Genomic DNA, 22,662 nt, shown 5'->3' with positions numbered 1-22,662 from the left:
AGCCCTTGAGGTCCAGTAGCGCCAGTAGCGCCAGTAGCGCCAGTAGCACCAGTAGCACCAGTAGCACCCGCTGGTCCTTGAGCACCTTGAGCACCCGTAGCACCCGCTGGCCCTTGAACACCTTGAGCACCTTGAGCACCCGTAGCGCCAGTGGCACCAGTAGCACCTGCTGGTCCTTGAATACCTTGAGGCCCTTGAGGTCCAGTAGCACCTTGAGCGCCCGCTGGTCCCTGAGCGCCTTGAGGTCCTTGAGGTCCAGTAGCACCCGTAGCACCCGTAGCACCCGCTGGTCCTTGAGGCCCGGTAGCACCCGTAGCACCCGCTGGTCCTTGAGGCCCGGTAGCACCAGTAGCACCCGCTGGTCCTTGAGGCCCGGTAGCACCCGTAGCACCAGTAGCACCTGTTGCTCCTCCGCCTCCAAGGCAACCTGATCCGTATTGAACTAGGATAGTTTGGATTTCTGTTATGAGTCTAACTAGTTTGTCGATCGTACAACAATCTACTTTGAATAACTTAGCGATATACAATAAATAATTAAGCAAGCTTTGTAGCTCAACGTATAATGCTCCACATGAGAAAGGTGTTGTTCTTAAAATAGTTAATAAATTAGCAATAATAGAATTTCCAATTTGTTTTTGTGCTGGGGATAAATCTAAGCAATTGAGGAATTTTTGTAAGTTATTTAGGGCAGCGATTAAGTTATCTATATTATTTTGAGAAGGGTTTTGAAAGACAGCTTGAATAGCTTGGCCAAGAGCTTGAAGAAGTCTAACGAATTCTGTAAGTTCGGACTTAGAGATGTTAATATGACTACAAGCTCTTACTTCGCAACAATCATTACCATAAAATACTTTTCCTTTATTTTTATTGTTCATCTTTTCATTCCTTTCTTTCATAGAATCAATAGTCATTACTATATATTAAAATGAAATTTATACTAAATTCGTAATGGACAAACTACCATTTATAAAAAAATAAGGAATTGGCCCACTTAGCAAAAAGTAAGTAAGGTATAGAAGGATTTATATAACGTAAAGAAGAAAAGTTCAACATAAAAAACTGCATGTCAATTGTTGAAGGATTAACAATTGGCATGCAGTTCGTGGATTGGATTTTATTTGTATTGATTTAATCTTTCAAGGGCTGTTTTAGGTAAGATTGGAATTGAAATAGTAAAAGTTGTACCATTTTCATTACTAGTCATTTTTAATGTACCGTTATGATTTTGAATGATTTTTTTCGTTACTGACAAGCCGAGCCCTGTACCGGAATCTTTTGTTGAGAAGAATGGATCAAAGATATATTCTTGAATGGCTCGTGGAATACCAGTTCCATTATCAGTGAAAGTAATACGGACAAAATTATCAAGGCGGTAACTAGCGATTTGTATAGAAAGTTTTTTTTCGCTTTGAGCATCGACAGCGTTCTGGAATAAGTTTAAAAAAACTTGTACAAGTTCATGACGATCAATATGAACTAATATATCATCTAATTCGGTAGAAAAATTATAATCAATTGAAATGTTATGTAAAAAGACTTCACTAGCTAATAACTGTTGAATATACTCACGTAAAAATGTATTAATGGGAAAGGGTTCTCTTTTAAATTCACGTGTTTTTGAAATAGATAAAAATTTTGTAATGATACTATTTGCGCGATCTAATTCAGGAATAAGTAAGTTTTTAAATAGTTCTTTATTAGATGGAGAAACATTTTCTTGTAAAAATTGTAAATATCCTCGTACGGTTGTAAGAGGATTACGTACTTCATGTGCAATACCAGCCGCGATTCGCCCTGCTAACGAAAATTTTTCTGCATCACGTTCTGTATTTAAATAATGAAAGACACTAATAACTCTAAAAATCTCTCCGTTATAATCACGAATAATTCGGTTATTTAAAATGCCATAGTTTTTGTCTAAAACTTCTTCATTGTATATTTCTGTGCCTGTTCTTAATGTTTCTAGAGCTTTAATTTTTTCTTCAGGCAATTTTAGTAATTGTTGAATTGGTTTTCCAATTATATCATTTCGTACTACACCAAAATCATCTGCAGCAGCTTGATTACATAAAGTTATATTTCCTTTATTATCAACAAAGGTTACATGATGTGAAAAAGCATCAAAAATATGAACAAAGTATGTTTCAAGTTGTTTAAATAAAAATAATGAGTCGCAAGTAAGTTGAAAATCGGCCTCTTTATTTTCTTTTTGTATGTTTTGAATGGAATGAGTCGATCTCGTTTTCTTTATTTGTAAACCAATATGTGAATTTTTATATGTGAAATGGTGTGGTAATTGATTTACAAGTTCTTCATAAAAACGTACTTTATTTTCTAGTTCTTCTATTCGTTTTTCATGAGATATAATATCATCGTTTGGAAGCATAAATAACCCCTCAATTTAAAAATTCTTCCATCTAGTATATCATATTTTTATACGGATACTCTTAAAGAAGAGACTACTTAATAAAATTGATTGGTCGAAGTGTTCAGTAATTGAGTAGAATGGATAGAAGGTGAAGTTAAAAAGGGAGGAATATATTTGCTTTTCATTGGAGTAACAGGGTGGGGAGATCATGATTCTTTATATATAGACGCCTATGAAAATAGAAATAAATTACGAACATATAGTGAGTATTTTCCTATTGTAGAAGTGGACAGTTCATTTTATGCGATGCAACCTGCACGAAACTATATAAAATGGGCAATGGAAACACCGAAAGATTTTTCTTTTATAGTAAAAGCATATCAAGGAATGACAGGACATATGAAAGGTGAAATTCCTTTTTCTACGTTCGATGAGATGTTTGATGTATATAAACAATCTATTCTTCCTTTAATTGAAGCTAGTAAATTAAAAACAATTTTATTTCAATATCCGCCATGGTTTGATTGCAAAAAGAAAAATGTAGATTTTCTTCGATATACGAAAGAAAAAATGGAAGGTTTACCATGTGCAATAGAATTTCGAAATCAAACATGGTTTTATCCAGAAATGAGAGATAAGACGTTACAGTTTCTAGAACAGGAGAAATGGATTCATACAATTTGTGATGAACCACAGGCTGGGATAGGTTCTGTGCCACTCGTGTTAGAGGTTACGAATTCAGACATGGCATTAATACGTTTTCACGGTCGAAATGTTCATGGTTGGCTTGATAAAGGGGAAAATTGGAGAGCGGTTCGCTGTTTATATCGCTACAACAATAAAGAACTGGAAGAATGGGTTGAACGATTAGAGCAATTAAAAAAGAAAACAAAGGATATATACGTACTGTTTAACAACAATTCAGGTGGGGATGCAGCAGATAATGCGAAACAGCTTATGAAAATGATGAACATTACATATGGTGAGCCGAAGCCGGAGCAATTAAATTTTTTTGAATGATAATAAACAAGAAAGGCACTGTACAAACAGGGGGAATGTACAGTGCCTTTCTATATGAAAAAGAGGGGTAACAATGTTACTGAGCGTTTGGTTGATTCATCAATTGTTGGCTTCATAATAAATGATAATGGTTATCATTATCATTGTCAATGGTTTTTCTAAAAATATATATAAAACTTGTATATTTTAAATAGAGATAAAAAAAGAACAGCGATTAATGCTGTTCTTTTCCATTGACGAATTGTTGTAAATCAAAAGGAGTTATCGCTTGGATAAATTCTTTTGAGATAAGTGTTTGAACGAGAGTGCTCTCAGAGATAGAAGCACCTGTTTTCTTTTCATAAGCTTGTTTTAATAAATCAAGTTTTTCAGCCGTTTCTTTTGGTAATTCAATTGTAAGTGTGTTCATAATTTCTCCCCCTTATTATTAGAGTACCACTACAGTATAGGAGAGACAAGAAAAGAGAATATGAAATATAAAAAAGGTTACCAAATTTTCAAATGGTAACCTTTTTTATGTATAAGAGTTATTAAGCAATACCGATATACTTTAAAGTTTTTGATGGAGTACTGTGATCAAAGAAGTGTTGTAAAAACGCAATATCAACACCTGATTTGTATGCACAATAACCCCAAGTTTTTCGAAGTGTATGTGAGCTAATCCCTTCTAATCCAACTTCTTTTGCAGCTTTGTTTAAAATGTACCATGCATGTTGTCTCGTAATAGATTTTGTTCCTTTTTGAGATTTTAGCAATGGTTCATTACGTTTCCAAGTTTTACGTTCTTTCATGTAGTCTTCGATTGCGTGCTGTAAGTCTTCATTTACAGCAAACCATTTATGTTTCTTCACTTTTTCATTGTAAAATAAAATGGAATGGCGAACATTTTCATTTTCATCGATTACATCACTAACTTTTAATTGTAAGATTTCACTTACTTTTAAGCCAGAATTTACAGCTAATACGAATAATAAGCCATCACGTTTCGAAGATTGTAAAAGTATATTTTTGATAGTTTCTAATTGTTTTTCATTTTGAATAGGTTGTCCTGCTTGTTTCATTTCACGCACTCTCCTCTTTTATATGTGTAAAGGAAAGGATTAACTTGTTTCTTACTATAAAGGGAGAGTGTGAATTTCATGTGAACTCCTAGTGAAATTAAGACAAATTATTTGACTTCTTTTACTTTTTGTAAATTGAAATAGAATACAACACTGTTAGTCGTATTATACACACCGTACTCGGCATGATGAAGGTCTAAAATGTTTTTTACGATAGATAATCCAAGACCGGTACCTCCAGTGTGACGGCTACGTGATGCATCTAGACGATAGAAGCGATCCCAAATTTTTTCAAGACTTTCTTCAGGGATAGGGTTTCCTGTATTTTCGATTTCGACTTTTACGGTATCTTCTGCTTCTATAATGGAGACTTGTATCTTTTCTCCATCTGGCGTATAACGGATTGCATTACTTAGTAAGTTCACAACTACTTGCTCAATGCGACTGCGATTTGCTTTAACAAGTATAGAAGGGTCTGCATCGATGTTCACTTGTAAATGTTTTTCTTCCATGCTAAATAATAATTTTGTGTAGACTTGTTGCGTTAATTCACCGATTGAGAACGTCGTCATATCTAGTTTGTAAGTACCAGATTCCAACTTTGCTAATTCTAACATTTCAACAATCAGCCTGTTCATATTTTCTGTTTCTTCTAAAATAACATCAGTATAATACGAAGTATCCTTACTAACACCATCCTTAATTCCTTCTGCAAAACTTCTAATTACACTTAGCGGTGTTTTTAATTCGTGTGATACGCCAGAAATGAATTCTTTTCTTGTTTTTTCTAATTGACGTTCACGTTCAATATCTTGTTGTAACTTTGTATTAGCAACATTTAATCGATCGATTCGATCTTTTAAATTTACAGATAATGTATTGATACTGCCAGAAAGCCCCCCAATTTCATCGTCAGCTGTAACAGGTAATTTCTCGCTGAAATCAAAATTAGCCATTTTTTTTGTAACACGATTTATTTTAATTAATGGCTTAACAATGATTTTTGAGTAGTAGAAGGATAACAAAATAATTACGAGAAACACGATGATTAAGGCATAGACATAATAATCTTTTAAAACGAGCATTGCTTCATTAACAGGCTGCAAAGATGCTATCGCAAAAGCATATTCTGTAATCCTTCCATTTTCTATAATAGGTTTTACAAAGATACTATTTTTTATATTTTCTCCGCCATCTAATATGAAAGTACTTAATTGGTTCGAGTTAGAAGTGCCCTCTCTAATCATATCTGCAAAATATTGAACGGCTTGTAATGTTTCAATATCATTTGCAAGACGAACCTCAGCTTTGGATGGGAGCTGTAACTTAGTTATAACACCTGTAAAGATGATTCGAGTTGTAGATTTGTATCGGCTTGCAAGTCTGTTCTTAGAAGGGTTACCATTAATTGACTGAAAATCCGAATAGAAATGTTCGTTCTGCCATTGATTATAATTCGTTCCTAATTTTTGTGGTGTGATTATATTATTCTCTTGTACGACTCCATCAACATTGATTATTACATCTTTTTTTAAACCTAAATTTTCGAATTTATTATATTCTTCTGGTGTTAAAAGATTATTGAGTGGAATGGAATACTGTTTATTATTGTTGGGATTAAATACATCGATATAGTAATTGTTATCACTTTTAATAATACCGTTAGAATCCAAAAACTGCATATCTGCATTTGTTTTATCATGAAATTCTTGTTTTAGTTTTCTAACCTGCTCATAACTTTTATCACTTTTATCATAATTATCTACGAATTTTTCAAAAGCAGTTTGGACTGTTTTTACTTTTTTATTAATATAAAATTTCTCTAAAAATAGAGATTGTCCTAGGAAAAAAAGTAGGAATATGATTGTAAATAAAGTGGATGTTAATAAAAATAGTTTAAAGACGATACTTCTGTTTTTCACTGCGTCACCTCTTATGAGAAATACTGTAAATGATTTCTTTATTATAACAAACGTTACAAGAAAGTAGAGGGGAGAAATCTGTCTCTTTATAAAGTAGTTATTTATAAAAAGTCACATAAAAAGAACTCGCCAGACGTATGACAAGTTCTTTAGTGTATTATTGTTGAATTGCTGCATCTAAAGCGATTTCAATCATTTCGTTAAATGTAGTTTGACGCTCTTCAGATGTAGTTTCTTCGCCGGTGAAGATGTGATCGCTAACTGTTAATACAGATAATGCATTTACACCGTATTTTGCTGCTAATGTGTAAAGAGCAGTTGTTTCCATTTCTACTGCTAATACACCGTAATCTCCAAGTTTTTTAACCATGTCCATGCTTTCACGATAAAACACATCTGCTGTTAAAACGTTACCGACACGAACGTGTAATCCTTTTTCAGTTCCAGCATCATAAGCTTTCTTTAAAAGGTCAAAGTTTGCAGCTGGTGCAAAATCAAATCCTGGGAATGTTAAACGGTTCATATTAGAATCAGTACAAGCCGTCATTGCGATAATAACATCACGAACTTTTACATCTTTTTGAATTGCACCGCAAGTTCCAACGCGAATTAAATTTTTAACGCCGTAGCTTTGGATTAATTCGTTTACATAAATAGAAATAGAAGGAACACCCATACCTGTACCTTGAACAGATACACGTTTTCCTTTATAAGTTCCAGTGAAACCTAACATACCACGCACATTATTATAGCAAGTAACGTCCTCTAGAAATGTTTCAGCGATATATTTTGCACGTAATGGATCACCAGGTAATAGAATAGATTCAGCGATTTCGCCTTGTTTTGCTTCGATATGTACACTCATAAAAAAGTCCTCCTTATAATGTATTGATAGAAATCAATATCATTTGCATTATACACTACGAATCCTTTCAATTAAAATCTTTTTATTATTTGTAATATGTACAAAATAGGAGGATTTCATAAATCATAATCTAGAATATATATCTTAAGAAGTTTTGTATGAATAGAGACAATAAAAATGGTAGGTGATGTTTTGAAAAATCTTGTCATTGGGCTTATTGCGTTAGTACTTATTGTGGCAGGAGGATTTTACATAAAAAAATATCAAGAAAACGAAGAGACTGTAGGAGATGTTCAGGAAGTAAAGTGGGATGTTTCAAATGGAAAGGGAAATGAGAAAGTAGATATTGTATTTCAGTTGTTAAACAACAAGAATAATGAAATTCGTGGTGTAAATGATCAAATGAGGGCAGTGATTGTAGATGGACAGTTAAAAAACATACAACAAATTAAACCCACATTTGCAGGGAACGGGTCATATAAGTTATCTTCCAAAATAGCGAAAGACGAAGAATATACAATATTTTTATACGAAGACAAAAATAAGTCCGTAGAGTCATTCGCTAGGAAAGATTTTGGTAGAACGAAAGAGGAGAACAATAAGAAAAAAGTGAAATTTCCAATCGACAGTGTACTTACAAAAAAAATAGGAGAGTATGAAGTTTCTCTTTTATTTGGCGCATTACATCCGAATGAACCAGTTACGTTAACATTTCAGTTTCAAGCGAAAAAGGGTGAAAAATTGAAATTACATTCAGAGAGAGGGGAAGTAGAGTCACTCTATATAGTGGATGAAACGAAGGAGAACTTTTTATACGCTATGCCTGTAGATACGGATGAGCAATTACAATACCGGATTACATTTCCTGCCGAGGGCACGTATAAAATGTGGGGGAATTTCTATATAAATGGTAAGAAGTATGAAAAAGAATTTATTGTACAAGTTCAAAAAAGAAAAAACAGCTAAGAATTTAGCTGTTTTTTCTTTTTCCTATTAATTTTGTTACAGAGAGCATTGTAATTGGTAAAGAATGATTCTTCCTAAATGCTAAATATTTACCGCTCCATGCTGGTTTATATTTTTCTTTAAAATGTCGTAATCCGCTGAAACTATACGTATAGCGAACATTATTAAAGATTGCAGCAGCCACTCGTTCAGACCAGAAAGACTGTGTGGATAAACCAACATTTGAAAGTGGTGCCATACCAATATTAAAGGAGTGGTATTCATTTTCTTTTGCCCACTGGAATAAGTGGATGAAAATTGCGTCCATAATGCCGCTAGGCGCATCTGGGTAATATCGCATTAAATCGACAGATAATGATCCGTTTTGATATACGGGCATGAATGTTGTGAATGCAATGATTTTTCCATCCGCATCAGATAATGTTGCGATAGGAGCGCGACTAATATATTCACGATCGAAGTATCCGAGTGAAAAACCTTTCTCTTTTTTTCCACCAAGCCATGCATCTGAAACTTTTCTTAACTCTTCATATAATTCGTCGGAGAAAGGTGGCTCATGAATAGAGAATGTATAGCCTTCTCTTTCAAAACGGTTGAAAGTAGCTCGCATGCCAGCGCGTTTCTTTCCTGTTATTGTAAAGGTATTTAAATCAACAACAGCTTCTTCACCAAGCTTAAAGAAGTTATAACCAAAATCGTGGTATAAACTCATCCATTTACTTTCAATTTGATAGAATACACAAATGTATCCAAATCGATCAGCCTCAGCTAAAAACTCTTGCAATACAGTACGATAGGAGGAAGGGTCTCCAATTGGATCACCTAGTACAATAAGTCGTTTTCCAGTTATTGAGAAGAGAATGAGTGCTTTTCCATCACTACTGAAAAAGAACTGTTTATCTCCTAAAAAACCTAAATGACTAAGTACATTTCCACCATGTTCATCTAAGAAGTTTTGTAATCGTTTATCATTAGCTGGTTGCCCGGGAAATTCATTTCGATAACGATTTGCAATGAGTGAACCAATTAGTAAAAAAGTAGGAACAAAAAAGGCAGCTGCTAATGCACTTCGTTTCACTTGTGTAATATTACGAACGACAAAATCAGGTTTGAAAGCTTCTTTTGCACCTGCAAATAAAATACCTAAGTTTTTATATAAATATAACGTTACAAGTAGGAATATAAAAACTTTTACGATATCGGAAAGTGAGACTTCCATTTTCTCACGTACAAACCTTTTACGAAGCATATACAATACGGCGAGTACGATTAATAAAATAAAAGTTTCTTCAACATCAATTCCTTTTAGTGTGTTAAAAATAGCCGCTCCAATTAAAGAAACAATCGTCATATAATAAGAACGTTTTGTTCCGTAATATATCCCCCGCGAAAGAATGAGTAGGAGAATACCGAATGTTAGCGATAAGCTAAAAGAAAATTGAATAAGATGTTTTGGAGCTAGAATATGTAAGGCGTGTGCCCGATTTATACTTGTTGGTAGAATGGTTGATAAAATAACCATTAAGCCAGCAAATACTGTTAAAGCAGCAGATGCCCAAGAACCTAACTTTCCTAGAAAGTCACGCTGCAAAGTCCATATAACACCAGTTGTCTCTAATGCAGGCGCAATAAAAGGTTTATCTTCAAACTTTTTAATGGCTACTCCTGTCATTTCAAAAGCTGCAAAAATGAGACCAAGGCAGAAGGGCAAGATGTAATAGACGAGACGATATAATAACATAGCAGGGAGTAAAACACCTGTATCGATGCCGTATTGCCCAAGCCCAGTTAAGAAGACAAGATCAAATGATCCAAGGCCACCAGGAACAAGACTAACGACACCAGCTAAAGCAGCAATAACATATACGCCTAAAAACTTTTGGAATTCGATTTCAATGCCAAATAATAGTAATATGACGTACATAACAATACCAGCAGATACCCATTCGACTAATGAAACTAATGAGTATAAAACAGTTGGGTTTTTCTCCTCTTCTTCTTGTTCCTCTGTTTGCGTCGCTTTTCTATTTTTTAATTTAGAAAATCCGATATATATAGGGACGAAAAGAGCGAAGAAGATAAGAACAGGCCATAGCCATGGTTTTTCATGCAGAATAAATCTCGTGTCTAATATTCCGATAAGACCAAGAAATGAAAGAATGGCTAATCCATTAATAAAGGCAGTTGTCATCCAAGCGATACTTTTAATAAGTTTTCCATTTTCTTTTATATATGGACGATAAAGCATTGTGCGTACGCCGGCCCCAACAAGACCACCAAACCCGATAAATCCATTTAAAGTATTAGCAATCCACGAGATACGGAAAATCTTTTGGACAGGGATATCAGCTTTTAAGTAACGAAGCATAACATAGTCATAAAAGAACATTGTTGATACAGCGAATGCACCAAGTGTAATTGCTAAAAAGACTCCTCCGGTTGGAATGTTTTTAATTGTATCAATCGCTTCTAAAAAAGAAATGCCCGCTAGTTCTTTTTTTGCTTGAAAGAATACAATTGTTAATACAACAAATGGGAAGATAATTTTCCCGATTTGTAAGAAACGTTTCCATGAAAACGACATAAATACAACTCTCCTTGTATAAGAAAACTGAGACAATAATATTATTATGACAAACTTCAAGAAAAATAAAAAGGTAAAATCCTGTATAGGCGAGCTATTTTTTATATAGGTATATTTAAAGGAATATTTTGTTTATCAGAAAATTAAGTTAGAATAAAATGAAAGAAAGGGGAGGGGAGTATATGATTATAAAAAGTTACGTAGGGTATGAGTTAGAAAAAGCGAAACCTAATACATCAGAAGATTTTTTTAACAGATCTGAAGTGACATATATATTAAATGATAAAGAGAAAACTTTTTCGGTTTTATACGTTCGATATTTTGAAGAAGTTTTACAAGAAATTAATCCTTTTGAAGGAAATCCAGTGTATAAAGTAGAAGAACAAAACATATATTTGCGCGATATTGTAGCGATATGTTGTTTAGTGAAAGACAGGGAGCTTCGTGCGCAAAAACGTTTGTATTTAAATAATATGGAAGAATTTCAACAATATTTTGATGAGGGAACGGTGTCGAAAGTACAAGAAATATTAACTGAATTACATAAAAATAAAAGAGTAGAAATAGCGTGAAATGGCAAAGGAGAGAGAAAAAATGTCTAATTTGATGGTTGAAAATCAAACAGAACAAGTTTCTATATTTTTAGAAGATGCTATTAATTTGATAACCAATTATGTGAATTATCATACGTTACCTTCTTTATTAGAGGAAACACCAGCAGGGAATGAGCGATATTATAAAGGGTTATTAGCATCAATGAGACGACTTCTCGTTTTTTGCGAAGAAGGACAGGATGCATGTCTTGTTTTGTTGAATAGTCAGCCATTTCGAAAAACAGCAGCTGAAAAAATTTTATATAAGATTTACCATCAAGTAATTGCAGAGTTTTTTTCACCGAAGAGTGATCATTGGTATGAAAATAGTCGGTCTGCATATACAGGGAAAAATTCTATCGTTTTTCAACAAACACCACCTGTATCTTTAGAGCAAGTGATGAAGAGTTTAGAAGGTAAATTTCAATTGATGCGTGAAGAACTAGAATATTATGAGACCGATTATCAGACAAAGATGTTACACAAATATTGATTGAGGAAAAGAAGCTAAGGTGACTTAGCTTCTTTTCCTTTTGTACAGTTATATAAGGGATTTTCATTGAATATAGTTAAGTGGATAGCATTAGGGAGGTGCAACATGAATCAACCAGGTGTATTTACAGATTACTTTCATGAAGTAGAAAATTGGTGTGAAAGTGTTCTTCACGTATTAGATAGCCGTGCAATGGAAGTGTATGATGTCCATATGCTTGCTTATAAAATTCAGACGTTATTAGAGCGTATGAAAGAGCATGAGTATGAAACAGATGCAGAGTTTATGTATGAAATAAGCGATGATGTAGAACATATTCAGCATCACTTGCAGGAAGTATTTATGCAAGAAGAAGAATATGAATTATATGAAAGAGGGGATAGTGAACGAGCTGTCCCAATTGGAGGACATACACTCCCGCCATTACCTTATCCGTATAATGCATTAGAACCGTATATTTCTAAAGAAATTATGATATTACATCATGATAAACATCATCGGAGTTACGTGGAAGGGTTAAATAAAGCAGAGAAGATGATGGAAGAAGCGAGAAAAACAAATAAATTTGATTTAATTAAGCATTGGGAAAGGGAAGCGGCTTTTCATGGGTCAGGTCATTACTTACACACGATATTTTGGAATAACATGAAAAAAGACGGTGGTGGAAGTCCAAGAGGAGCTTTTTCACAACAAATTGAAAAAGATTTTGGGAGCTTTTTACGTTTTCAAAAACATTTTACAGAAGCGGCCTCTAAAGTAGAAGGTTCAGGCTGGGCAATTCTCGTTTGGGTGCCCCGGTCTGGAAGGTTAGAAATTTTGCAAAGTACACTTCATCAATTATTTACACAATGGGATACGATACCGCTCCTTGTACTAGATGTCTGGGAACATGCGTATTATTTACAATACCAAAATCGAAAAGATGAATATATTAAAAACTGGTGGAATGTTGTAAATTGGCCTGATGTAGAAAAAAGGTTTGAAACTGCGAAACAAATTGAATGGACACCATATTAGACGCAAATTCTCTGCGTCTTTTTTAATGGCAGTAGAAGGAAGATTTCGTTCATATTTTAAAAGGCCAAGCATACACTTGTACAAAAAGTGCCAAAAGGACGTGGGGGGAAATATGAGACGAATTTGTATAATCATTACGCTTCTTATGATGTATGCAAGCGTTATGCCGATTCCTACATATGCAAAGATGAACAGCAATGTCAGTGCTCGAAATGCTGTATTAATGGAGCAACAGTCTGGTCGAGTATTATACGGAAAAGCAGAACATGAGCCTCAAAAAATTGCTAGTATAACAAAAATTATGACCGCTTTGTTAGCTGCTCAATCAGGGAAGATGAAAGAAATGGTATCAGTTAGTAATGAAGCGGTGAGGGTGGAAGGATCGGCAATCTATTTAAAGCCTGGACAAAAAGTGAAGTTAGAAGATTTAGTATACGGACTCATGCTTAGATCTGGTAATGACGCAGCGCAAGTAATTGCTGAAAGTGTGGGTGGGAGTATAGATGGATTCGTATATTTAATGAATCAAAAAGCGAAAGAAATTGGAATGAAAGATACGCACTTCTCAAACCCCCATGGCTTAGATGGAGATGGATCACATTATTCATCGGCTTACGATATGGCATTATTAACGAAATATGCAATGGGAAACGAGACATTTAAGAAAATTTTCGGAACTAAAACGTATAAATCAGATTCTTGGGATTACCCGTGGAAAAATAAACATAAGCTGGTAACGTCTTATTATGAATTTGCAACAGGAGGAAAAACAGGCTTTACGAAGAAAGCTGGGCGAACGCTTGTGACAACGGCATCAAAAGGTGGACTAGATTTAATTGTCGTAACTTTGAGTGCTTCTAGTGATTGGGATGATCATATGAATTTGTTTGATAAAGGTTTTGAACGTTTTAAACAAACGAAAGTTTTAGGACAAGGAGCAATTGCTGAAATAAATGAAAAGAAGTATGCCAACCATGTTTATACGAAAAATAGTTTTTCCGTGCCGTTAACTGAAGAGGAAAGAAAGAACGTATTATTAAAAGTTGAACTCGATAAAAGTATAAAGCTTGAGGATGGAGTAAAGGTTGGAAAGACAGATGTTTATGTTGGCAATGAGAAAGTTGGGGAACGGAATTTATTTTATAGTAAACGGAAGTTAGTAGCTACAACAGGACTTTACTGGAATAATGTGAAAGAAATTTTTTCTTACATGATAGGTGTTGGGAACGATGGTTAATCTCGTATGGGTAGCGATGGCTGTCATTGGGATTGTATACGCCATGATAAATGGAACGATGGAAGAAGTGAATAAAGCTGTATTTGACGGAGCAAAAGATGCGGTAACGATTTGTATAGGACTTATTAGTGTTTTAGTATTTTGGCTCGGTTTAATGAAAATTGCAGAGGAAGCCGGATTGTTAAAAAAATTAGTTACACTTTTTATGCCGATAGTAAAAAGGTTGTTTCCAGAAATACCAAAGGATCATCCGTCCATGGGATTTATTCTATCAAATATGATGGCAAACTTTTTTGGTCTAGGTAATGCAGCAACCCCTCTTGGCATTAAAGCGATGGAACAACTGAAAGAGTTAAATGGAGGAAAGGATTCGGCGAGCCGTTCTATGGTGACGTTTCTAGCATTAAATACATCAGCTATTACATTAATTCCTACGACAGTCATTTCGATTCGAATGACGTATGAATCAGCGAATCCTACTGAAATTGTTGGGGTAACATTTATTGCACAAGTACTTTCTATGATTGGAGCAATTTGGATTGACCGCTATTTTTACCGAAGAAGGAGTAGAAAGGGGCGGAAAAAATGAGTATTGTAAATACAATTTCCTTATGGGTAATCCCTTGTGTAATTGGTTTTATCCTTTTATATGGCACGATAAAGAAAGTGCCGACGTATGAATCGTTCGTTGAGGGAGGAAAAGAAGGGATTCAAATTGCAATTTCTATCTTACCATTTATGGTTGGAATGCTTGTGTCTATTTCTATATTCCGGTCTTCAGGTGCGTTAGACGCAATGATATCGGTAATGAAGCCAATGTTAGATTTAATCCATGTTCCAGCAGAAATTGTACCATTAGCACTTATACGCCCTATTTCAGGCTCTGCTGGTTTAAGTATTACGACCGATTTAATTGCTACATATGGGCCAGATTCTTTTATTGGGAGATTGGCTTCTACGATGCAAGGGAGCACAGATACGACTTTCTATATTTTAACTGTATATTTTGGAGCGGTTGGGATTAGAAAAATGGGGGATGCACTAAAAGTAGGACTTTTTGCAGATTTAATCGGGATTATATGCTCAATTGTATTCGTTTCTTTATTGTTTCAGTAATACTATTCATTTTTTACACTATTTCGCTTATAATACGTATACGACCACTATTAAGGTGTAGAGCTTAATAGTGGTTTTTTTATGTGGTGTTTTTGACAAAATGATGAACTTTTATTGTGAGAAATATGAAAAATATGGACAATAATAAAGGGTAAAAACATGATTTGACCTTTATATGTTTATTATCATCGCTATGTTGTTTAAGTAAGATGAAGCGAATAGCCGTAAAGCGTATGCGGTTGCCAAGTCTTTCTAATGTAAGGTAAGATAAATTCGAGGTGAAAAAAAGAAATGGAACGATTACAAAAAGTGATTGCGCAAGCAGGTATTGCATCGAGAAGAAAGGCTGAGGAATTAATTCAGCAAGGAAAAGTGAAAGTTAATGGGAAAATAGTGAAGGAGTTAGGGACAAAAGTAACTCCTCAAGATAAAGTAGAAGTAAATAACATCCCTCTTGAAAAAGAAGAACCTGTTTATTTTTTACTATATAAACCAACTGGCGTAATTTCAAGTGTATCAGATGATAAAGGAAGAAGTGTTGTAACGGACTTTTTCCCGGAAATTACACAACGTTTATTCCCAATCGGACGCTTAGATTATGATACGTCTGGCGTATTATTAATGACAAACGATGGGGACTTCGCAAACGTATTAATGCATCCTAGATATAAAGTTGAAAAAACGTATGTTGCAAAAATAAAAGGTCCATTAACAGGTGAGAAAATTCGCATGTTAGAACGCGGTGTTACGTTAGAAGACGGTAAAACAGCACCAGCACGTGTGAAAATTATTTCTTGGGACAAGCGTAAAGAGATGGCTATTGTACAATTAACAATTCATGAAGGACGTAATCGTCAAGTACGTCGTATGTTTGAAGCGTTAGACTGTAAAGTAGTGAAATTAAAACGTGAACGTTATGCTTTCTTAGAAGTAGGAAGCCTGCGACCTGGTGATGCGAGAGAATTGACACCACATGAGGTGAAACAATTACGCGCACTTGCTTCTACAAAGCCAAGATAAGCTATAGAGTTAAAAATTCACCAGTGGAGTGCTCTGCTGGTGATTTATTCATACAACATTTACAGAAGATAATACATAACATGTACCGAGGAGAGGTAATATGAAGAAAAATCGCTTATTATTTCGCGTTACTATTCTACTCATTTTATGTGGTGCTGTAGGATTTACCCTTTATCAAGGATTCTTTGCTAATAAAGAGAAAATGCAAATCGGAAAAGAAGCACCTAACTTTGTTGTGACGGATTTAGAAGGGAAGAAAATTGAACTAAAAGATTTAAAGGGAAAAGGTGTATTTTTAAACTTTTGGGGCACGTGGTGTAAACCTTGTGAAAAAGAAATGCCTTATATGAATGAATTATATCCAAAGTATAAAGAAAAAGGCGTTGAAATCATAGCGTTAGATGCAGATGAAACGGATATTGCAGTAAAGAACTTTGTGAACCAATATGGTTTGAAATTCCCAGTTGCCATTGATAAAGGACAAAAGATTATAGGAACATATGGCGTAGGTCCATTACCGACAAGTTTTTTGATTGATAAAGATGGAAAAGTAGTGGAGCAAATTATAGGGGAACAAACGAAAGAACAGTTAGAAGGGTATTTAAAGAAAATTACTCCGTAATAAAGAAAGCCTTTACATAAGAGGTGCGTGTCTGTAGCGCCTCTGGTTTAAAAATTCTGAGTATTGCGGTAAATTGAGGTTAGAATATACAATAGTACATATAGATACAGGGGCGGTGAGAGTGTTGAAAGAAATTAAATGTGAATGTGGACATGTTAATCCGATAGGAACCGTTTTTTGTGAAGCTTGCGGGAAACCATTTGAAAGCAATGAAAATACAAAACTATTGGATATGCGCTATGAGGGGAGTGCACGGAGATCTCTCACGCAGACAAAAACGATAGTCGATAAAATTTGGAGTTTTTTCTCTTCTGTAAAAGTGGGTGTATGGCTAATCGTAATAACTTTAGCTGCATCAGCGATAGGAACTATTTTTCCGCAAGAAATGTACATAACTCCAGGGATTGCACCAGCTGAATATTATAAACAAGAATACGGATTTTTAGGACAATTATACTATCAATTAGGGTTTAATAATTTATACGGTTCATGGTGGTATATGATTTTGATTGCTTCTATCGGTATTTCTCTTGTGATATGTAGTTTAGACCGCGTTATTCCACTTTATAAAGCTTTAAAAAAGCAAGGCGTAAAAAGACATCCTAGCTTTTTAAAGAGACAGAGATTATATGGGACTGGTACACCGCAAGATGGTGACCTGGAAAGAGTGCAAAAGAATTTAAAGAAAAGAAACTATAACGTGAAAGTGGAAGACGGAAACGTTTTAGCAGAAAAGGGACGCTTCTCGCGTTGGGGTCCATATGTGAATCATATCGGTCTTATTATCTTTTTATTCGGTGCGATGCTTCGTTTTTTACCGAGTATGTACGTAGACGAAGCACTTTGGTTACGTGACGGTGAAACGAAAGAAATACCAGGGACGGATGGACAATACTACTTAAAAAACGAGAAATTTATAAAAGAAGTTTATGATAAAAGTAAGGACAAGGAAGTTTTTGAGGAAGCGATTGATCGTGTAGGCGATAAAATGATTGCAAAAAACTTCCAAACGAATGCCGTATTATATAAAGCAGTAGGAGAAAATATAGCAGGACAAAAACCGAAATTAGAAAAAGTAAAAGAAGCGGAAATTCGAGTGAATGAACCACTGAAATTTGATCAATTTGCAGTGTATCAAGTGGATTATAAAGAAAGTGAATTTAAAAGTATGTCCTTTCACTTGCAAAATAAAGAAAATAATCAAAAGTGGGGACCGATTAAAGTAGATTTAACGAACCCTAAGGAAAAATATGATTTAGGAAATAGTTATTCTTTAGAACTATTAAGCTATTTTCCTGATTTTTATTTTGATGAGAATGGAAAACCAAATACAAAAACGAAATTACCAAACAATCCTGCATTTGTATTTAAAATGTTTACACCTGAAACGCCAGATGGTGAAGTGAGTTTTGTTGGTATTCAGCAAAATATAGAACCAGATGGGAATAACAAATATAAAATGTCCTTCGCAGGTGTGGAAATGCAAAATGCAACAGCACTTACTGTAAGAAAAGATTTAACGCTTTGGATTCTCGGCATTGGAGGATTTATATTTATGGTTGGTGTCATTCAAGGTATGTATTGGAATCATCGCCGTATTTGGATACAACGTGTTAATGATGAATGGTGGATTGCAGGGCATACAAATAAAAATTGGTTCGGTTTAAAGAAAGATATTGAAAGAGTAATAGAAGGTACAGCAATTCCACAGCCAAATGATAAAGTAATTGATAAAAAAATTAGTTAAGGTGGGGAAACGATATGGTGCAAATAAGTAGTAACTTTCTCTTTACCGCATTTATTTTATATTTAATTGCGACTCTATTTTTTGGGGGAGCCATTAAAGAAAAGGGTCATAAATGGGCAAATGTAGGAATAACGATTACAATTTTAGGGTTTATAGCACAAACAGTATATTTTGTTACAAGGTGGATTGCATCAGGGCATGCGCCAGTTAGTAACTTTTTTGAATTCGGTACATTTTTCGGCATGATGCTTGTAGGAGCATTTATTGTCATGTATTTTATGTACCGTGTAAGTATAATCGGACTATTTGCATTACCAGTTGCGCTTTTATTAATTGCCTATGCAAGTATGTTTCCGAGGGAAATATCTCCGCTCATTCCATCTTTAAAAAGTAATTGGTTACATATTCACGTGACGACTGCAGCAGCAGGACAAGCAATCTTAGCGATTAGTTTTATTACGGGCGTTATGTATTTATTGAAAAATGTAGATCAATCAACGAGAAGCAAACGTACATTTTGGTTAGAAACGGTCGTATTCACGCTTGTTTGTACGGTTGGGTTTATTGGATTGACAACGGTATTTTCTAGTATGAAATATGAAGCGAAGTTTCAATGGATTGATAAAAATGAACAACAACTGGAAATGAAGTACAATCTTCCGGCCTTAGTTGGACCGCATGAAGGGAAGTTACTGACAGAAAATAAATTAGAACCGGCAGTTGAAGTTCCAGCGATTGTAAATGCGAAAAAATTAAATACTGTTATTTGGTCAGTGTTAGTAGGAACGTTACTGTATATTGTATTAAGACTTGTTTTACGGAAGCGAGTATCGGCGGCACTTCAGCCGTTAGTAAAGAATACGAATAGTGATCTACTAGATGAAATCGGATATCGATCTATTGCAATTGGATTCCCAGTTTTCACATTAGGTGCATTAATTTTTGCGATGATTTGGGCACAAATAGCGTGGACACGTTTTTGGGGCTGGGATCCAAAAGAGGTTTGGGCACTTATCACTTGGCTCTTTTATGCAGCAGTATTACATTTACGCCTATCAAAAGGATGGCATGGAGAGAAATCAGCTTGGCTTGCAGTAATTGGTTTTGCAATAATTATGTTTAACTTTATTGTAGTAAACTTAATTATTGCCGGTTTACATTCATATGCATAGAGAAATAAAATAGGAGAGTGCATGTCACTTTCCTATTTTATTTTTGTCAACTTTTCTTCTTTTTTGAGAAAAACATGACAAAGTAGCGGTTGATTTTGTAAAATGATGTCGAGGACATTATATGCTGTTCAAAAAAAATACATAGTTTTGGAAAAAAATTGAACAAAATTTATTATTCTTGTGAAGCATAATATGGGAAGTGAAACATTTAGAAGATTGCTTAAATAAACGAGAATAGCGCAACATAATAGTTAAAGAAGGGTAGGTGTGAACCGCTGAGGTGAGAGTGCGCAGCGGGTAGAGATGGAAAATGAATCAAGAATTTTAATTGTAGATGATGAGGATCGCATTCGTCGTTTATTGAAAATGTACTTAGAAAGAGAACAATATACGATTGAAGAAGCAGATAATGGTGATACAGCTTTAGAAATGGCGTTGCAAAATGATTACGATTTAATCTTATTAGATCTTATGATGCCTGGTAAAGATGGCATTGAAGTATGTAAAGGGGTTCGTGAGAAGAAAGCGACACCAATTATTATGCTGACAGCAAAAGGTGAAGAAGTAAATAGAGTACAAGGATTTGAAGTTGGAACAGATGATTATATTGTAAAGCCATTTAGTCCACGTGAGGTCGTACTACGTGTGAAAGCGGTATTACGCCGTGCTGTACCAACAACATTCTTTACACAAGATACAACGACAAAAGATGTTACTGTATTCCCGCACTTAACAATTGATAACGATGCACACCGTGTTACTGCAGATGGTAATGAAGTAAACTTAACGCCGAAAGAATATGAGTTACTATTATTTTTAGCGAAAGCTCCTGATAAAGTATTCGATCGTGAGCAACTGTTAAAAGAAGTATGGCAATATGAATTCTTCGGAGATTTACGTACAGTTGATACACATGTAAAACGTTTACGTGAGAAGTTAAGCAAAAAATCACCAGATGCAGCGAAAATGATTGTTACTGTTTGGGGTGTAGGTTACAAATTTGAGGTTGTGAACGACTGATGCTTTGGAGAAGTGTAGTAGGGAAGTTATGGATGACCATATTACTTCTCGTTTCGTTCGTGCTTGGATTTGTTGCGATTTTACTTTCACAGTTTTTTAGAACATACTATGTTGATATGAGTGAAGCTAGGCTTCAAAAAGTCGCAACAAGTGTTTCAGAGTTAATTGAAGAAGGTGCCGATGTAAAAACGATTGAGAATATCGCTTACAAATTCTCTGATCCACTTTCAAGGATTATTATTGTAGAAGATGGTAAAGAAATTTCTTCTTCACCGAAACAAGAAGGATTAGTCACTCTTACAATGGATGACTTAAAAGAAGATAAAGAATTAGCGGCTGTTTTTACAGACAAAAAAGAAATTAAGAATAACATTAGAAAAGCGTCTAATAGTAGGAAGAATAAAAACACCGAAAATGATATTATGATCGTCGGAAAACCAGTGCAATCAAAAAATCAAAGTGCAGTGTTCGTATATGAATCTTTACAAGTACCGATACAAGGTATGGAAAGAACGACTGATTTTATTTTCTTATCGGCTGGAATTGCGATTATATTAACAACTTTCTTTGCGTTCTTCTTATCTACTCGAATTACAGCACCACTTCGTAAAATGCGTGAGGTTGCTTTTGAAGTGTCGCGTGGGAAGTTTGATGCGAAAGCTCCTATGGTATCTCAGGATGAGATTGGTGAGCTTGCAACGGCCTTAAATCAAATGGGAAAACAGTTGAAGTTTAATATGAACGCCTTGCAACAAGAGAAAGAACAGTTAGCTAGTATTTTAAGTAGTATGGCAGATGGGGTTATTACATTAAATCAAGAAGGTGAAGTTGTAGTAATCAATCCGCCGGCCGAACATTTCTTACAAGTTTGGCAAGAAGAAAAAGAGATAGAGCTAAGTAAAAAACTACCTTCTGAACTTGTGGAACTATTCCATCTTGTTGTAGAAAGTGAACAACAACAAGTTGTTGAAATTAATTTACAAAAAGGGAACTATGTAGTTCTTATGACGCCGCTTTACAATCAAACGAAAATTCGTGGAGCTGTAGCTGTACTGCGAGATATGACGGAAGAACGCCGTCTTGAAAAGATGCGTCAAGACTTTATTGCGAATGTATCGCATGAACTTCGTACACCAATGGTAATGCTGCAAGGGTATAGTGAAGCGATTTTAGATGATATTGTGCAAACGAAAGAAGAAATTAATGAGTTTGTTCAAATCATTTATGATGAATCCGTTCGTTTAGGTAAACTTGTAAATGAATTATTAGATTTAGCGCGCATGGAAAGTGGTAATGTAGAGTTACATATAGGTGAAGTTGATATTCATCCTTTCGTTGAAAAAATAGGTCGTAAATTCCAAGGGATTGCAAAGGATAAAGAGGTCGCGTTAACGGTTGATTTCAAAGATCCAATTGAACAATACCCGTTTGATGCAGATCGTATGGAACAAGTATTGACGAATTTAATTGATAACGCAATACGTCATACAAACGCAGGCGGACATGTAACGCTTGTAATTGATACGAAAAATAATGGCCTCATTTTTGAAGTACAAGATTCGGGTGCAGGCATTCCAGAAGAGGATATTCCATTTTTATTTGATCGTTTCTATAAAGCTGATAAAGCAAGAACACGTGGGAAAAAGGGTGGAACAGGACTCGGGCTTGCGATTGCGAAAAATATTGTGCAAGGCCATGATGGTAAAATTTCTGTATCAAGTGTTGTTGGAGAAGGAACTACATTTTCTGTCTATTTACCGAATCGTATAATTTAGATATGTGTTTTTAAAGTTGATAATGAATAAAGTTCTGCTGTTTTTTATTTTTTTGTAAACTCAA

21 protein-coding genes are annotated in these 22,662 nt (G+C 34.8%); 14 read left to right on the top strand and 7 right to left on the bottom strand.

The genetic code is table 11. The features are described 5' to 3' along the window. Positions 1–875, bottom strand: an 875-nt coding sequence (locus F3I02_RS06870; protein ID WP_230876779.1) for a collagen-like repeat preface domain-containing protein, incomplete at its 3' end; no start/stop codon positions are given. A 239-nt stretch (positions 876–1,114) separates the two neighbouring features. Further along, positions 1,115–2,386 (bottom strand): ATP-binding protein, encoded by a 1,272-nt coding sequence (locus tag F3I02_RS06865; protein ID WP_000937259.1) that lies wholly within the window; start codon positions 2,384–2,386, stop codon positions 1,115–1,117. A gap of 156 nt (positions 2,387–2,542) precedes the next feature. On the opposite strand from F3I02_RS06865, the gene F3I02_RS06860 reads away from it, so the two are divergent. Continuing rightward, positions 2,543–3,388 carry a DUF72 domain-containing protein gene (locus F3I02_RS06860; protein ID WP_000897332.1) on the top strand — a complete coding sequence of 282 codons (846 nt, stop codon included), beginning with the start codon at positions 2,543–2,545 and terminating at the stop codon, positions 3,386–3,388. 214 nt (positions 3,389–3,602) lie between these two features. Here F3I02_RS06860 and F3I02_RS06855 read toward each other — a convergent pair whose 3' ends face one another. The 4 genes from F3I02_RS06855 to deoD form a co-directional block, all read right to left on the bottom strand. Beyond that, the gene (locus F3I02_RS06855) at positions 3,603–3,797 is read right to left on the bottom strand and encodes a DUF3924 domain-containing protein (protein ID WP_001094860.1); all 195 of its coding nucleotides are present in this window, start codon (positions 3,795–3,797) and stop codon (positions 3,603–3,605) included. Between the two features lie 121 nt (positions 3,798–3,918). After that, positions 3,919–4,449, bottom strand: a complete 531-nt coding sequence (locus F3I02_RS06850) for a tyrosine-type recombinase/integrase (protein ID WP_000806236.1) — start codon at positions 4,447–4,449, stop codon at positions 3,919–3,921. A gap of 107 nt (positions 4,450–4,556) precedes the next feature. Continuing rightward, positions 4,557–6,371, bottom strand: coding sequence for a sensor histidine kinase (locus F3I02_RS06845; RefSeq protein ID WP_000797512.1), 1,815 nt, complete (start codon positions 6,369–6,371; stop codon positions 4,557–4,559). A gap of 157 nt (positions 6,372–6,528) precedes the next feature. Next, positions 6,529–7,236, bottom strand: a complete 708-nt coding sequence (deoD, locus tag F3I02_RS06840; RefSeq protein ID WP_000110707.1) for a purine-nucleoside phosphorylase — start codon at positions 7,234–7,236, stop codon at positions 6,529–6,531. A 177-nt stretch (positions 7,237–7,413) separates the two neighbouring features. Between deoD and F3I02_RS06835 the strand changes: the two genes are divergently transcribed. Beyond that, positions 7,414–8,202: a hypothetical protein gene (locus F3I02_RS06835; RefSeq protein WP_086408932.1), complete on the top strand. Its 789-nt coding sequence runs from the start codon at positions 7,414–7,416 to the stop codon at positions 8,200–8,202. A gap of 4 nt (positions 8,203–8,206) precedes the next feature. Here the strand turns inward: F3I02_RS06835 and mprF are convergent, their stop codons facing one another. Next, a complete protein-coding gene (gene mprF / locus F3I02_RS06830) occupies positions 8,207–10,786 on the bottom strand; it encodes a bifunctional lysylphosphatidylglycerol flippase/synthetase MprF (protein WP_000010848.1) in 2,580 nt (859 codons plus the stop codon). 182 nt (positions 10,787–10,968) lie between these two features. Here mprF and F3I02_RS06825 point away from each other — a divergent pair, with 182 nt between their 5' ends. The 12 genes from F3I02_RS06825 to resE all read left to right on the top strand — a co-directional run bounded on the left by F3I02_RS06825 (position 10,969) and on the right by resE (position 22,598). Then, positions 10,969–11,358, top strand: coding sequence for a hypothetical protein (locus F3I02_RS06825; protein WP_000584658.1), 390 nt, complete (start codon positions 10,969–10,971; stop codon positions 11,356–11,358). Between the two features lie 22 nt (positions 11,359–11,380). Continuing rightward, positions 11,381–11,872, top strand: a complete 492-nt coding sequence (locus F3I02_RS06820) for a YpuI family protein (RefSeq protein ID WP_000067558.1) — start codon at positions 11,381–11,383, stop codon at positions 11,870–11,872. 105 nt (positions 11,873–11,977) lie between these two features. Beyond that, positions 11,978–12,889, top strand: a complete 912-nt coding sequence (locus F3I02_RS06815) for a superoxide dismutase (protein WP_001075447.1) — start codon at positions 11,978–11,980, stop codon at positions 12,887–12,889. Positions 12,890–13,001: 112 nt separating this feature from the next. Then, entirely contained in the window at positions 13,002–14,126 is a 1,125-nt protein-coding gene (locus F3I02_RS06810; protein ID WP_001252607.1) for a D-alanyl-D-alanine carboxypeptidase family protein, read from the top strand. Further along, complete coding sequence (spmA, locus tag F3I02_RS06805) at positions 14,119–14,715, top strand: spore maturation protein SpmA (RefSeq protein ID WP_000247811.1); 597 nt, start codon at positions 14,119–14,121, stop codon at positions 14,713–14,715. The genes F3I02_RS06810 and spmA overlap by 8 nt, the downstream gene beginning before the upstream one ends. After that, positions 14,712–15,242: a spore maturation protein SpmB gene (spmB, locus tag F3I02_RS06800; RefSeq protein WP_000029514.1), complete on the top strand. Its 531-nt coding sequence runs from the start codon at positions 14,712–14,714 to the stop codon at positions 15,240–15,242. The genes spmA and spmB overlap by 4 nt, the downstream gene beginning before the upstream one ends. Before the next feature lie 291 nt (positions 15,243–15,533). After that, on the top strand, positions 15,534–16,262 hold the full coding sequence (gene rluB, locus F3I02_RS06795; RefSeq protein ID WP_000440556.1) for a 23S rRNA pseudouridine(2605) synthase RluB: 729 nt from the start codon (positions 15,534–15,536) through the stop codon (positions 16,260–16,262). Between the two features lie 100 nt (positions 16,263–16,362). After that, entirely contained in the window at positions 16,363–16,884 is a 522-nt protein-coding gene (gene resA / locus F3I02_RS06790; protein ID WP_000742212.1) for a thiol-disulfide oxidoreductase ResA, read from the top strand. Between the two features lie 121 nt (positions 16,885–17,005). Further along, entirely contained in the window at positions 17,006–18,631 is a 1,626-nt protein-coding gene (gene resB, locus F3I02_RS06785; RefSeq protein ID WP_000910550.1) for a cytochrome c biogenesis protein ResB, read from the top strand. A 14-nt stretch (positions 18,632–18,645) separates the two neighbouring features. Further along, positions 18,646–19,803: a cytochrome c biogenesis protein ResC gene (resC, locus tag F3I02_RS06780; protein ID WP_196477762.1), complete on the top strand. Its 1,158-nt coding sequence runs from the start codon at positions 18,646–18,648 to the stop codon at positions 19,801–19,803. Positions 19,804–20,106: 303 nt separating this feature from the next. Then, the gene (gene resD / locus F3I02_RS06775; RefSeq protein ID WP_000426861.1) at positions 20,107–20,823 is read left to right on the top strand and encodes a DNA-binding response regulator ResD; all 717 of its coding nucleotides are present in this window, start codon (positions 20,107–20,109) and stop codon (positions 20,821–20,823) included. Beyond that, a complete protein-coding gene (resE, locus tag F3I02_RS06770) occupies positions 20,823–22,598 on the top strand; it encodes a sensor histidine kinase ResE (protein WP_000964680.1) in 1,776 nt (591 codons plus the stop codon). The genes resD and resE overlap by 1 nt, the downstream gene beginning before the upstream one ends. Positions 22,599–22,662 lie beyond the last annotated feature (64 nt).

It is taken from the genome of Bacillus sp. SRB3LM, assembly GCF_015712745.1.
GTDB classification, from domain to species: Bacteria; Bacillota; Bacilli; order Bacillales; family Bacillaceae_G; genus Bacillus_A; species Bacillus_A thuringiensis_K.
The sequence above is the reverse complement of the archived record's forward strand: the minus strand, read 5'-3'. Positions and strand labels throughout refer to the sequence as shown.

Excerpts from the sequence above, each read along its gene's own strand:
- deoD (WP_000110707.1), bottom strand. The coding sequence starts at position 7,236 with ATGAGTGTACATATCGAAGCAAAACAAGGCGAAATCGCTGAATCTATT.
- resE (WP_000964680.1), top strand. The coding sequence starts at position 20,823 with ATGCTTTGGAGAAGTGTAGTAGGGAAGTTATGGATGACCATATTACTT.
- spmB (WP_000029514.1), top strand. The coding sequence starts at position 14,712 with ATGAGTATTGTAAATACAATTTCCTTATGGGTAATCCCTTGTGTAATT.
- mprF (WP_000010848.1), bottom strand. The coding sequence starts at position 10,786 with ATGTCGTTTTCATGGAAACGTTTCTTACAAATCGGGAAAATTATCTTC.
- F3I02_RS06850 (WP_000806236.1), bottom strand. The coding sequence starts at position 4,449 with ATGAAACAAGCAGGACAACCTATTCAAAATGAAAAACAATTAGAAACT.
- F3I02_RS06865 (WP_000937259.1), bottom strand. The coding sequence starts at position 2,386 with ATGCTTCCAAACGATGATATTATATCTCATGAAAAACGAATAGAAGAA.
- F3I02_RS06820 (WP_000067558.1), top strand. The coding sequence starts at position 11,381 with ATGTCTAATTTGATGGTTGAAAATCAAACAGAACAAGTTTCTATATTT.
- resA (WP_000742212.1), top strand. The coding sequence starts at position 16,363 with ATGAAGAAAAATCGCTTATTATTTCGCGTTACTATTCTACTCATTTTA.
- F3I02_RS06825 (WP_000584658.1), top strand. The coding sequence starts at position 10,969 with ATGATTATAAAAAGTTACGTAGGGTATGAGTTAGAAAAAGCGAAACCT.
- F3I02_RS06815 (WP_001075447.1), top strand. The coding sequence starts at position 11,978 with ATGAATCAACCAGGTGTATTTACAGATTACTTTCATGAAGTAGAAAAT.
- spmA (WP_000247811.1), top strand. The coding sequence starts at position 14,119 with ATGGTTAATCTCGTATGGGTAGCGATGGCTGTCATTGGGATTGTATAC.
- F3I02_RS06810 (WP_001252607.1), top strand. The coding sequence starts at position 13,002 with ATGAGACGAATTTGTATAATCATTACGCTTCTTATGATGTATGCAAGC.
- resD (WP_000426861.1), top strand. The coding sequence starts at position 20,107 with ATGGAAAATGAATCAAGAATTTTAATTGTAGATGATGAGGATCGCATT.
- rluB (WP_000440556.1), top strand. The coding sequence starts at position 15,534 with ATGGAACGATTACAAAAAGTGATTGCGCAAGCAGGTATTGCATCGAGA.
- resC (WP_196477762.1), top strand. The coding sequence starts at position 18,646 with ATGGTGCAAATAAGTAGTAACTTTCTCTTTACCGCATTTATTTTATAT.
- F3I02_RS06835 (WP_086408932.1), top strand. The coding sequence starts at position 7,414 with ATGGTAGGTGATGTTTTGAAAAATCTTGTCATTGGGCTTATTGCGTTA.
- F3I02_RS06855 (WP_001094860.1), bottom strand. The coding sequence starts at position 3,797 with ATGAACACACTTACAATTGAATTACCAAAAGAAACGGCTGAAAAACTT.